The following is a 12,863-nucleotide window of genomic DNA, read 5'->3' on the forward strand; positions in this document are numbered from 1 at the left end:
AAGCTCAAAGGGCGTAAGCCTCACGCTGATTTAAGTCGGAAGAGCGACCTTCCGGCTTAGGTCAGCAAAGTGTCAATATTGTTAGGATTATTTCGGAAAAACCATAGACTATCCGCCAAATTCATGCCAAGCGAAGACCAACTCAGCCTTTTTGACACTTCAGGGATTAGCGAATCTACCACAGCCCAGCCTCAAGCACTAGAACTGATTCCGACAAGTGCCAAAATTCCTATTCCTGCTGGCACCTATCAAACAATGGCTCAGATGGCTGAGCATTGCAACCAATGCTATCGCTGTCAATTGGGCGAAACCCGCACAAACGCTGTAGTTGGACGCGGCAATCTCCAGGCACCCATCATGATTGTGGGGGAAGCGCCCGGTCAAAATGAAGACGAACAAGGCAAACCATTTGTCGGTAAATCGGGTCAGTTGCTAGATAAAATACTCGCGTCGGTGCAGCTAGATCCCGAACAGGACGTCTACATTGCCAATATTAATAAGTGCCGTCCCCCCGCTAATCGGGTTCCCACCCCCGATGAAATCGCTGCTTGCAAACCGTATCTATTAGAACAGATCCGCATGGTAGACCCGAAAATTATCCTATTGACGGGCGCTACAGCAGTGAAAGGATTGACTGGCGATAAAAGAGGCATTACTAAGATTCGCGGCACTTGGATCGAGTGGGAAGGACGCCTGTGTATGCCGATTCTCCATCCAGCCTACCTGCTGCGGAATCCTGCCCGTGAAGCGGGCAGCCCCAAATGGTTAATGTGGCAGGATATTCAAGCTGTGCGGGCAAAGTTGGATGAAATCCGCAGTTCTCCAGGCTAATGTTGTCGGTTTACACGAGTCCTTCCTGTTCTAGGGTTTCAATCAGCTGAAGACCTCTGGGATCGCCGACTCTCAAAAGCGCAGCTTTTGCATCTTCTCGGACACCCATCTCTTCATCTTCTGCAAATGCCTCAATTAATCCATCAATGGCACCCGCGTAGACGGCATTAGAAGGCATTTCGCGGCAGAGTTGTCCTAACGACCAAGCACAGTTGCTACGGACGGCGGCGATCGGGTCTTGCCTTAGAGCTTCAATCAGGGGTGGAATTGATGCCACAATGGCTTCGTAGCCCAGTTCAGCCATTTGAGCTAACCCACTGGCTGCCCACAGACGCACGGCAGAAATATCGGTTTTTAAGGCGTCGGTGAGAGGTTCTAACGAGCGGCGATCGCGGCAGTTTCCCAAAGCCCAAACAACACCTTTGCGGACGTAGCCATTCCAATCGTTGTTGAGCTGGGTTATCAACGGCACTACGGCGGTAGAACTGGGATTGCGCCCCAGCCCATAAGCAGCACTCACCCGTAGCAACGGGCAGGGGTCACTCAGTAAGTGAATTAAATGAGGAATCGCCCGTTCATCCTGGAGTTCGCAGAAAGCTCGTGCTGCTAGCATCCGTTGCTGTGTTCCAGGAGCCGTTAACAGTGCCAGCATCGCATCTGGATCTGGTTTAGGCTGGCTCTCTGCGTCGGCATCAAGCGGCTCTATTTGATCCAGAGGGCTTTCTAGCTCTATCTCTGGATCGAGTAAGCTCAAATCGTCATCGTCGTCATACATATTTGAATAAAGTACCACTACCGCTCCCATTCCTCTAGTCTCTACCGGCAATGCCTGCTTGAGAGAGGCACGAAAGTTAAGAAAACTAACATTATGAGTTGCTAGACCCGATCAAAAAGTTGAATTTGGTATAGTACACGACACCAAGAGCCTTCTATTGTGATCCTTGATAACAGGGGGAGTAATGTGACAGACCACCTAGAGCCATATCGCCGGATGGTTCGTTCCATTCGATTCGTTCCCGCCTTGGGACCTACCCACCAATCTCAGCAGCCGGTGATGCCATTGCCGCAGGTCAATTTATCACCGTCAGTGCCATCTACCCCTCAACCTGCCCCTCAACCTGCCCCTCAACCTGCCCTCGATCCGTCCGAACACGTTAGCGGCTTGGTGCGAGAGGCAGTCTCGAAACCGACGGTGCTTCCCGTGACCTATGCGATCGCGGAAAATCTCGGCGATCGCATCAGCCGACTGACTGCTGCCAAACCAACGCGATCGCAACCGCCGGAAATTATAGCATTCAAAATTCCCCAGCCTGACCCTAACTGGAAGCCTGCCCCTCCAGTACCTGGTTGGGAGCAGCCAGTAGACGCGAGTTCTACGGCTCCCTCAGATGTCGCGGCACCGGAAGTTGAGTCACCATCCAGCTCAGTGCAACAGACAGAAGCCCAAACTCCAGTCTCGGCACCGGAAGTAGAGTCATCATCCAGTTCAGTGCCAGAGACGGAAGCAGCACCCATTCCCGAACCCGTCAAGGAGACGCCCAGCGCCCTTCCAGAAGCAATATCTGAAACTCCAACGGCGGCACCGGAAGTGTCAGTTCAACCGACTGAGGAGACGACTGCTGCTGAGGCTGAGTCGCCAGAGGCGATCGCGCCGATAGAGGAACCAAAAGATACCCAACAACCCTCTTTATTAGACAGGGCGGCGGCGGCGCTTCAGGCGGTGGTATCTGTTTTCGACAAGCCAGATGCCGACCAAAAAGAGCCTGCTGTAGAACCAGCACCTCCAGTCGAAGCCGAAATATCAGCGGCTACATCCGTTCCAGTCGAAGAGATTCCCAGCAAATCGGAAGTCGAAACCGAAACACCAACCGCCGAAGCTCCAGAGTCAGTTCAACCAGACGAGGAGACGGCTGCTGAGTCTTCGGAGAAAGCGATCGCTCCCAATGATGAACCAGACGCCCCTCAACCAACTTTATTAGATAGAGCTGCATCAGCGCTTGAGGCAGTGGTATCTGTTTTCAACCAGCAACCAGAAGCAGACGACCAGAACGAACCCGCGGTAGAATCAGCACCCGCAGCCGTCCCAGAAGCCCAAGCAATAGAAACACCTCAGATTAACTGTCCAAAATGCGGCGCTACTGAGGTTCGGAAAAATGGGCACTATAAAAACAAGCAAAGATATGTTTGTAAAGACTGTGGGAAACAGTTTGTTGCCGCTGATGCTGGTGAAGAAGCCGAGCCACAAACGCAGACAAAGCCTGCTGTAACATCTGAAGCTCAGGCATTGCCAAAGACGCACAGCGTTCCTGCCGTACCGGAAAAAACTTCCAAGGGCAAAGGGAAGAAACAGGCAAAAGGTTTTGGACGACCCAAAACAAAATAGCTTGCTTGGTCTTCCTTATGGCTGCGGTGTCTCAGGAAACAGCGGTTTCAGCATCCACAAAGACTGGGTTTGGTAGCCGAGGCTGCGGTAAAGATTCAACGCGGGTTGATTGGTTTGAAAGACTTGCAGACCCATTTGGCGATCGCCTCTTGCCCGCGCCCAGTCTTCGGCATGATTGACCAAAGCTTTTCCTATACCACGTCTGCGGTGTTCTGGCAAGACATAGAGTAAAAAAATGTGGGCATGGCGATCGCCTGTCACCTGATCCACGGCATTTCCCAACCAAAGACAAGCTACTTGGGAAGGATGATGAACGGATGAGCCGGGAATTGAAGAATCTGTTTCTTCCTTTTTTCTTCCTTCTTCCTTTAGTTCGACCCACCACAAAGGCGTTTTTTTAGAAAAGTATTGCTCAACCGTTTCCGCTAGATGAGAAAAATCTTTTTGTTCTGGAAAAAGCTCCTGGTAAGTCAGCTGCATGAATTTCACGAGACTTGCTCGATTCAGACTCGATCCTTCGCGCAGCTGATACCCCGGCAATAACAGACAAGGCATTTTAGACTATCGATTTTAGGTTGGAGGTCAATCCTAAATCCATCCTTTCTAAGCCAAAATCAGATGCCGGTGCCTGAGCGTGTTCCCCAGGAGGATTGACTTCCTCAATAGGTGCGGGTGCTGCCATGTCAGAGGGTAAAAAGATGCGGGCGCTAACTGCCACCAGCGCCACAAAAAAGATCAACACCACGATCAATGGAACAATGTACTGACGAAAGATAGCCATAGAGAAAGACTTTTCTAAGAATTGTGTTTAAGATTTGTTAAGCTCTCTGTTTCTATCCTACAACTGTTGAGAGTCATCGTCTTCATCATCTAGTACCTCTCTAGGCATTTCTGGCACGGAACGCGAATTCCAGGGAGCAAAAATAGGCAGCAGCAGTAATCCAGGCAAGGCAGCGGCGATGCTAATTAGGAAAAAGGAAGGCCAACCAGTGGCTTCTGCGATTCGACCCGCTGGGGCAACTAAAATATCGCGGCTGACTGCCATTAAGCTGGAGAGTAAAGCATACTGGGTTGCCGAGAAGCGCTGGTTACAAAGACTCATCAAAAAGGCTACAAAAGCGGCATTTCCGAGTCCAGCACAAAAGTTTTCAATATTAATAGTCAGTACAAGTAACTGATAGTTTTTCCCGACTTGTGCAAGGAGAAAATAAGCAAAATTACTCACTGCTTGCAAAGCACCAAATACCCAAAGTGAGCGATTAATACCGATTTTGCTGAGAATTGCACCGCCTGAAAGAGCGCCAACAATGCTTGCCAATAATCCCATGCCGCCCTGAATTGCACCAACTTCTGCGGAAGAGAAGTTTAAGCCGGTCTTTTCCAACAAAAAGGGCGTGGACATATTATTAACGAGCGCGTCACCCAGTTTGTAGAGAACAATGAAAACTAGAATCAAAAATCCTTGGCTCTGACCATTGCGTTGAAAGAATTCAATAAATGGCAAAGACACCGCTTCTGATAAGGAATCGGGTGGGCGATCGCGCTGTATGGGTTCCGGTGCCCAAATTGAACTCACGAACCCAATTGCCATCAACAGCGACATCAACAAGTAAACTGTAGGCCAAGACAATTTTTCCGCTAAAATCAGCGCCAAACCACCCGTAATCAGCAAGGCAACGCGATAGCCTAAAACAAAAATCGCTGCCCCGGCTCCCATTTCCCGTTCTTCCAGGACATCTGTGCGATAGGCGTCAACGGCGATGTCTTGAGTCGCGCTGAAAAAGGCAATGAATAAAGCATTGACGGCTAACAGTTGCAAAGCTTGGGAGGGCTTTTGGAGCGCCATTGCTGCGATCGCTAACAACAATGCCGCTTGCGTTAGAACTAGCCAGCCACGACGACGCCCCAGAAACGGCGGCACAAAGCGGTCGAGTAAGGGCGACCAAATAAACTTGAGCGAGTAGGGCAAACCTACCAAGCTGAACAACCCAATCGCGCTTAAATTCACGTTCTCGACTGTCATCCAGGCTTGCAACGTCTTACTCGTCAAGAACAAGGGCAAACCTGACGCAAAGCCCAGAAACAAAAGAGCCGCCATCTTGCGGCTTTGAAAAACTTGAAAAAAAGATTGGGTTGCTTTCACGACTGACAAAGGCTCCTTACGAACTTTGAGTCATTAGTTTGCTGTCCTTGCTAGTGGGTAATCGGTAATCGGTAATGCCTTGTATGAATTACCAATTACCAATTACCGTTTCTCCAATTCCTAATGACTCAGGAGAATGGCTCTTTTGGTCTTGAGATATCATCCCATAGAGAGAAACCTTTTCCCGGAGACTTTGATAAGAGGAACGCGAAGAATGCTATCGCCTTCGAGATCCCGATTTCATGGAAGCAAATTCATAGCCGCGCCAGACGCCGACCAACACACCTTGCACCTCCACTTGGTTCGCCTTTACTTTAATGGGGTCGTATTTGGTATTGGCTGGTTTGAGCGTAATTTGCTCTCCCTGCCGGTGATAGCGTTTCAAAGTCGTTCCGTGTCCTTCGACTCGTGCTGCCACAATCGTGCCATTTTTCACGCGATCCGGTTCGGGTACGGGTCGCATGATGACCATATCGCCTTCAGCAATTTGGTCATCAATCATGCTGTCTCCGACCACCCGAAGGGCATAATAATCCGGCTGACGAAACAGAGAAGACAAATCCAGCTGTTCGACCGTATCGGTGAAAGGTTCGACAAGACCACCGGCAGCGATCGCTCCTAAAACCGGCACTCCACTCGCACCAGAGCGCACAATCCTAATCGTGCGGGCTTTTCCTTCCGTCCAGTCAATATAGCCTTTCGCACGCAAGTGTTCCAGGCGGCTCTGAACCGGCGCAGGCGACTTCAGTTCCATTGCCCGCATCATCTGCCGAATTGAAGGCGCGTGTTGATATTGACTGATATATTCCACCAGCCAATTATAAAGTTGCTGCTGAGCATCAGTTAGGGGTTCCATAAAACAATAGGGGAATACTAATCTACGTCCTATAGAACATTCGTACTACTAAAATCCACGTCTGTCCAGTGGTTAATGGCTAATGTTTTTTAAACAATTAGCCATTTGCCATTCGCGATTAGGGATTAGCAAATTATCAATCTGCTCCCAAAAGACTCACCAACAAAGCCTTCTGCGCGTGCATTCGGTTTTCTGCCTGATCCCAAACCCGCGACTGAGAACCTTCGATAACAGCATCGGTAATTTCTTCCTCTCGATGAGCAGGTAAACAATGCAGCACAATTGCATCAGGATCGGCAATACTCAACAGCTGCTCATTCACTTGGTAAGGTTGAAAAATTGGAATTCTGGCATCTGCTTGTTCCTCTTGACCCATACTTGCCCAAACGTCGGTATAAAGCACATGGGCACCTTTGGTGGCAGCTTCAGGGTCGTTAGTAATTGTTACCTCAGAGTTAGTCTGTGCAATCTTTTTCGCTTGCTCGACAATTGCCGCATCGGGTTGATACTCCGTAGGTGTAGCAATTCTCACATTCATCCCCATCAACGCGCAGCCCAAAAGCAGGGAGTTTGCCATATTATTACCATCTCCCAGATAAGTCAAAGTTAGCCCATCTAGCGTTCCAAAGCATTCTTGAACAGTTAATAAATCAGCTAAAACCTGACAGGGATGTTCTAAATCCGACAGCGCATTGATAATCGGAATCTTGGCATAGTTCGCAAAAGTTTGCAGATCCTCCTGCTCAAATGTCCGAATCGCTAAGATGTCTAGATAGCGATCCAACACTCGTGCTGTATCGGCTAACGGTTCTCCCCGGCTCACCTGGGTAACATTAGGATTCAGGTCTATTACCTGACCGCCTAGTTGGTACATTGCCACTGAAAAGCTGACGCGAGTCCGTGTAGACGCTTTATAAAACAACAGCCCTAACACCTTATTGCAGCGCAAATTTAGCTGATGCGTCTTCAGCTGAGCTGCCAAATCCAAAAGTTCTTTCATTTCCTCAGCACTGAGGTCTGCCAGACTTAGGAGATCTCGTCCTTTCAATGCTTCCATTTTTATCCCCGATGAGTGAAGTAAAATGCGTTCCCGCAGAGTGAGTCTTAACGGAGCGCGTCGTTTTGACTCTACTTGGCTCTTGTTATACCGTTTTAAAACCCTACCAGATTTTTATCAACTTAGCTGTGGCAGAGAATTGTAAGGACAAGTTCATGAGTAACCAGAAGTGTTTCCAGGTACATCCAGGGTAAAACTTTCGGGATAGCAACCCATTTTTGCAGAATTTAACGGGTTTGAAGGGAAAATGTTTTTTCTGTTCCAGCAGCTTAATAGAGAGTTATTCATCCCAAATTTAGGCTTCTCCAGTCTCTTTCAACCCTAGTCATCGAAAATATCTTTTCAACTGAGAAATAAACCACTATAAAGTCAAAATAAACCTTAAAAAAGGTATTGATATGGTAAAAGTTCCTTTTGTATCCTTTCAGCAAAAAAAGTAAGCAAAAGCTCAGCCTGTTTCCCCTACCTAGAAAATAGGTTGCAAGAATTAACAAACTGATGTATACCGCTTAGGGGGGTTAGACTTAAAATTTTTAGTATAACCTCAAGCCATTTAAGGATATTTACTAAGATAATCGTTGATTCATAAAAATAATTAGAAATATCACAGAAATATAACTTTTCCAGAATCCCGAATATGAAATTTCCCTTCGCGGTGAAAATAGGGCTGGCTATCTCGCTTCTTTCAGTTGGAGTCACCAGCACTAGCGTTTATTTTTTCTACTCAAAAACAAATCAAATTGTTTTAAACCAGATGTCAGAGCGGCTTAAAGATGTAGGTCGTCAAGGAGCATCTTCGTTAGAGCAAGACGAAAAACAAACAATTCAGCAGCTTCGTCAGTCTCTTGAAAAAAATTCTCTGCCTGTCAGCGAGAAAATCAGAACCCTAGAACCTGGAGAAATCACGGCTTCTTTACCACCTAAAATTGCTCAAGAATATATAAAATCCCCGGAGTATCAAGCTCTTGTAAAAATTTTGATAAAAATTAGAAATAGCAGCCGGAGAAAAGTATTTCCTGTGAGATTTCTGAGGCAAACATCGGAAGCAAAAGACAAGATTCCACTCATTCGCTTAACCTATCTTATTGTCAGCATTCCAGAATCTCCGAGATATCGAATTGTCAAGTTTCTGGCTCATGACGCTTCTCAAAAAGCACTAGCTCAGAAAGAAAAATTGATTGGGGATTTATACGCAACTGAGCAAAATGAACTACAGCAAGCTTTTGAGGGAGAAGCACAAGCTGGTAAGAAATTTTATACAGATGAAATTGGCACTTTTCTCAAAGCAGCCATTCCCATTAAAGATGAAAAAGATAATGTTATTGCTGTTTTAGTTTTAGAGTACGACGGTACCCACGAAATCAATCAAATTCATAAATTACGATATATTTGCATCAGTATTATTAGTATTAGTTTAGTCCTGTCACTGCTCGTCGCATTTTTGCTGGCGCGTTGGTTGGGAAACCCTATCGAAAAATTATTAGAAGGTGCCCAAAAAGTATGCGATCGCAACTTTGACATCTTTATAGATGTTAAAAGCAAAGATGAGTTGGGACTGTTGGCAGATGCCTTTAATTCGATGGTAGCGGAAATACGAGACTATGCCCAAAACCTAGAATCCAAAAATAAAGATTTATTACAAATCAATCAACTAAAAGATGAATTTTTAGCTAATACTTCCCAAGAGCTACAAACTCCTTTAAATGAAATAATCGGTATCACTGACTCTCTTTTAGAGGGAGCTGCTGGACAACTGTCGGAAATTCAAAAGCAAAATTTGTTAATGATTTTGCAAAGCGGTCAACGGCTAGCAAATATGGTTAACGATATTGTTGATTTAGAAAAACTTAAGCATAAAACACTGGGGTTAAAACTCAGACCAGTAGGAATGCAAGAAATTGCCGATGTAGTTTTAACTCTTGCTAAACCTTTCGCAGATATCAAAGGTTTGCGCTTGATTAATCGAATCGAACCTACTGTACCAATGGTATGTGCTGATGAAAATAGAGCTCAACAAATCCTGCATAATTTAGTTAGTAATGCGATTAAATTTACTGATATGGGTAGTATACAAGTTGTTTCTTCAGTTGCGGATAATTACATGAAAATTACGGTTGCAGATACCGGAATTGGCATTCCAATCAATAGAATAAATACCATTTTTGATGCTTTTGAACTTACCGAAGAATCTATTTCTAGACCTTACGTGGGGACGGGCATCCGCCTTGCAGTTACTAAACAACTGGTAGAATTGCATGGCGGCAAAATTTACGTAGAATCCATTCTAAAAAAAGGTTCGCGGTTTACTTTTACGCTACCGCTGGCAGGAAAATCGGAAAGTATACAACAAACGCTTTCCAAAGAACTCAGTTCAAAAGAGGTTGAGATTCAAAACTTTCAGTTTGAAAGGTTACAAGATTACCTACAACCTGCACCCCAAGAAGGAAAATTTAAAATTTTAATTGTAGATGACGATCCGGTTAATCTTCAGATCCTTAACAATTATCTCTATTTGGAAAATTATACGGTTTATCAAGCGAGGAATGGAATCGCTGCTTTAGAAGCCATTGAGCAAGGTCTAAAGCCTGACTTAATTTTACTTGATGTAATGATGCCAAAAATGTCAGGCTATGAAGTTTGCAAAAAAATTCGCCAAACTTTCCCTGCCAATGAATTACCAATTGTGATTGTGACAGAAGCGCATAGCGTTGCTAATTTATTAGAAACCTTTGGGTCAGGAGCCAATGATTATCTAACTAAACCTATTTCAAGACACGAATTGATAGCACGAATAGAGACTCATCTTGAGCTTTCCAAAATAAATATTGCTTATGGTCGATTTGTGCCCCGTCAATTTATTAGTTTGCTGGGAGAAGAAAGCATTGTTAATGTAAAGCTAGGCGATCAAGTGCAGAAAGACATGACAATCCTCTTTTCTGACATTCGCAACTTTACGAGCCTTTCAGAGGCGATGTCACCCAAAGAGAATTTTAATTTTATTAATTCCTACTTGAGTCGGGTGAGTCCCGTTATCCGGAATAATAATGGTTTTATAGATAAATATATTGGAGATGCGGTGATGGCGCTTTTCCCGGAAAGCGCTGAAGATGCTTTGCGGGCAGCGATTGAAATGCAAAAACAAGTTTCGCAGTACAATATGGAACGCCGAAGAAGCAATTTACCTCCTATCGCTATCGGCATTGGCATCCATAGCGGCAGTTTGATGCTAGGCACGATTGGAGATGAACAGCGTATGGAAGGAACAGTGATTTCAGATGCAGTGAATCTGGCGTCTCGTCTGGAAGATTTGACCAAAGCCTACGGAGCTTCTATTATTATTAGTGAAAAGACTTTGCTGGGTTTAGAAGATCCCACTCGATATAATTATAGATTCTTGGATAAAGTTCATATTAAAGGTCGTAAAGATTTATCGCCTATTTTTGAAGTTTTTGATGGTGTTATCTTAGAGACTTTAGAGCTAAAAAGCAAAACCAGAAGCTCTTTTGAATTGGGAATTCATCTCTATTACAGCCAAAAATATGCCTCTGCGGAAGAAATTTTCAAGAACGTCTTAGAGCAAAATAATCAAGATAAAGCGGCTAGCCTCTATGTTAAACGTTGCCAGAGATTGCAAAAACAGGGAACCGATGAAAGATGGGACGAAATTGAGTCTTTCGAGGAAGCCTTTTAGGCAAAACAACAGGGAGGGATGTTTAAAGAGTGGGTTGCCTTTGCAACCTACATCGCCGATTACCAATTCTGCGATTAAACGCTTGCTTTTAAGCCTTCCAGGTCTCTGTCTAGGAATGGTTTTACCTTCTGTAACGGCTTTGATGCCGAGTCGGGTTTTGGCTGCGGAAAAAATATTTATTTCCTATGGACCGATACAGTTATCCCTTCCGGTTTCGGCACTGGAAGAATATGCCAGGGAAGGCAAAATCAATCAGGATTTAGGGTTTTATGCTCAATTTTTTAAGCCGGAACAGCTAGAGCAGTTACGGAGGATTTTGCAAACTCGTGCGAATGTGAGTCCGGTGGCAGTGGCTCAATTTCTCTACACGCCGCAGGGGGAAATTCTGCTGCGGCGGGTTGGCGAAATTATTCAAACAAAAGCGTTTCAACCGGGTTTTTATGCAATTCGAGCTGCTTTAATTCAAGCTGCTGCCGATCCACAAGGATTGACGCCACTGAATGTACTGCGAAAGTTTCCGACTTACGCAATTCGGATTAATTCGGATCGGGGCTTTGAGATTATTGATGAGCTGAGCAACCTAATCGGGAAAACCCAAGGAGCGATCGCTGCCGTTGAACAGGCAGCTTTGGCTGAAATCTCAGCTCAGTCATCCACTCAGATGCCCTTTCAGCCATCACAAATGGCAACACCGTCTAATATTCCCGCAGGGCGAGATTTACAGCAACCAGGGCCGCTAAGCTGGGAAATGCAGACCCTGACGCTCAATGACCTCAGCCGCAGCCGTACCTTCCCAGTCGATGTTTATCTGCCGCAGTTGAGCGGACGAGCCGCACCCGTAATTGTAATTTCTCACGGGCTGGGAAGCGATCGCTTGTCCTATGCTTACCTGGCGAGACACCTAGCTTCTCATGGATTTGCAGTAGCTCTACCAGAGCATCCAGGTAGTAATTCCCAGCAGTTGCAGGCTCTAATTAGCGGTCTGACGAGCGATGCGGCTCCTCCCAGCGAAGCGGTTGACCGTCCTCTGGATATGAAGTATTTGCTAGATCAACTAGCAGCTACTTATAGAGGACGACTGGATATGCAAAACGTCGGCGTCCTTGGTCAATCGTTTGGCGGCTACACAGCGTTGGCGCTGGCGGGTGCAGAAATTAATTTTGAGAACCTGGAAAAAGATTGCACTGCTATCAATAGTTCGTTGAATCTGTCGCTGTTGCTCCAATGTCGGGCGTTGCTGTTGCCGCAAATTGATTATCAGTTGGGGGATGACCGAATTAAGGCAGCGATCGCGATCAATCCAGTTGATAGTAGTATTTTCGGAAAAACTGAGATGAGCGGCATCAAAGTTCCGATAATGTTATTTGCCAGCAGTAACGATACTGCTGCACCTGCTTTATCAGAACAAATTAAACCCTTCACCTGGCTGACAACTCCCAACAAATATCTGGTTTTAATGAAAAAGGCAACGCATTTTTCCACTTTGGGAGAAGCGTTTGAAGGCACTGGCGTAGTCAAGATTCCGCCGCAAGTTGCGGGACCAAATCCCGTGACTGCTTTTGGATATGTGAAAGCCTTAAGCCTAGCTTTTTTTAAAACCTATGTTTCTAACGAGCCAGAATATCAAGGCTACCTGAATGCTTCTTACGCTCAATATATCAGTCGAGATGAGATTCCTTTAGTTTTGATTCAGTCTTTAACAGAGGAACAATTGCAGGGAATCAGCAATACTTCTACTGCTCAGCCAATCCCATCTCCTACACCCAATACTTTTCAGTTAAGCTCTCCCCCAGCCCTTCCCCTGCAAGGGGACGAGAGGAATTCTTCCCCATCTCTCCCAGGGGATAGGGTAGAGGCGTTAGGTGTGCCTTACCCGAAAAATATTGCTCCTACACCTTAACT

At 45.8% G+C, this 12,863-nt stretch carries 9 protein-coding genes and 1 pseudogene; 4 read left to right on the plus strand and 6 right to left on the minus strand.

The window, feature by feature from the left end; translation table 11 throughout:
* Window positions 1–123 precede the first annotated feature (123 nt).
* Window positions 124–831 carry a uracil-DNA glycosylase gene (locus tag NDI33_RS20775; RefSeq protein WP_190534893.1) on the plus strand — a complete coding sequence of 236 codons (708 nt, stop codon included), beginning with the start codon at window positions 124–126 and terminating at the stop codon, window positions 829–831.
* A 10-nt stretch (window positions 832–841) separates the two neighbouring features.
* Here NDI33_RS20775 and NDI33_RS20780 read toward each other — a convergent pair whose 3' ends face one another.
* Complete coding sequence (locus tag NDI33_RS20780) at window positions 842–1,606, minus strand: HEAT repeat domain-containing protein (protein WP_190410906.1); 765 nt, start codon at window positions 1,604–1,606, stop codon at window positions 842–844.
* A gap of 1,344 nt (window positions 1,607–2,950) precedes the next feature.
* Here NDI33_RS20780 and NDI33_RS20785 point away from each other — a divergent pair.
* Window positions 2,951–3,049 (plus strand): annotated as a pseudogene (locus tag NDI33_RS20785) (IS1 family transposase); the annotation flags it as partial.
* Window positions 3,050–3,229: 180 nt separating this feature from the next.
* On the opposite strand, the gene NDI33_RS20790 reads toward NDI33_RS20785, so the two are convergent.
* From NDI33_RS20790 to argF, 5 genes are all read right to left on the minus strand, one after another.
* Window positions 3,230–3,769 carry a GNAT family N-acetyltransferase gene (locus NDI33_RS20790; protein ID WP_190429519.1) on the minus strand — a complete coding sequence of 180 codons (540 nt, stop codon included), beginning with the start codon at window positions 3,767–3,769 and terminating at the stop codon, window positions 3,230–3,232.
* Between the two features lies 1 nt (window position 3,770).
* A complete protein-coding gene (locus tag NDI33_RS20795; RefSeq protein ID WP_190672559.1) occupies window positions 3,771–3,995 on the minus strand; it encodes a hypothetical protein in 225 nt (74 codons plus the stop codon).
* A gap of 57 nt (window positions 3,996–4,052) precedes the next feature.
* Entirely contained in the window at window positions 4,053–5,312 is a 1,260-nt protein-coding gene (locus NDI33_RS20800) for an AmpG family muropeptide MFS transporter (RefSeq protein ID WP_190410905.1), read from the minus strand.
* A 262-nt stretch (window positions 5,313–5,574) separates the two neighbouring features.
* On the minus strand, window positions 5,575–6,213 hold the full coding sequence (gene lexA, locus NDI33_RS20805) for a transcriptional repressor LexA (protein ID WP_190672480.1): 639 nt from the start codon (window positions 6,211–6,213) through the stop codon (window positions 5,575–5,577).
* Window positions 6,214–6,349: 136 nt separating this feature from the next.
* Window positions 6,350–7,270 (minus strand): ornithine carbamoyltransferase, encoded by a 921-nt coding sequence (argF, locus tag NDI33_RS20810; protein WP_190672482.1) that lies wholly within the window; start codon window positions 7,268–7,270, stop codon window positions 6,350–6,352.
* A gap of 637 nt (window positions 7,271–7,907) precedes the next feature.
* Between argF and NDI33_RS20815 the strand changes: the two genes are divergently transcribed.
* Window positions 7,908–10,961, plus strand: coding sequence for a response regulator (locus NDI33_RS20815; protein WP_190672485.1), 3,054 nt, complete (start codon window positions 7,908–7,910; stop codon window positions 10,959–10,961).
* A 40-nt stretch (window positions 10,962–11,001) separates the two neighbouring features.
* Window positions 11,002–12,861: an alpha/beta hydrolase gene (locus NDI33_RS20820; RefSeq protein ID WP_242032994.1), complete on the plus strand. Its 1,860-nt coding sequence runs from the start codon at window positions 11,002–11,004 to the stop codon at window positions 12,859–12,861.
* Window positions 12,862–12,863 lie beyond the last annotated feature (2 nt).

The organism is Trichocoleus sp. DQ-A1 (genome assembly GCF_039961955.1).
In the GTDB taxonomy this organism is placed as follows: domain Bacteria; phylum Cyanobacteriota; class Cyanobacteriia; order Cyanobacteriales; family FACHB-T130; genus FACHB-T130.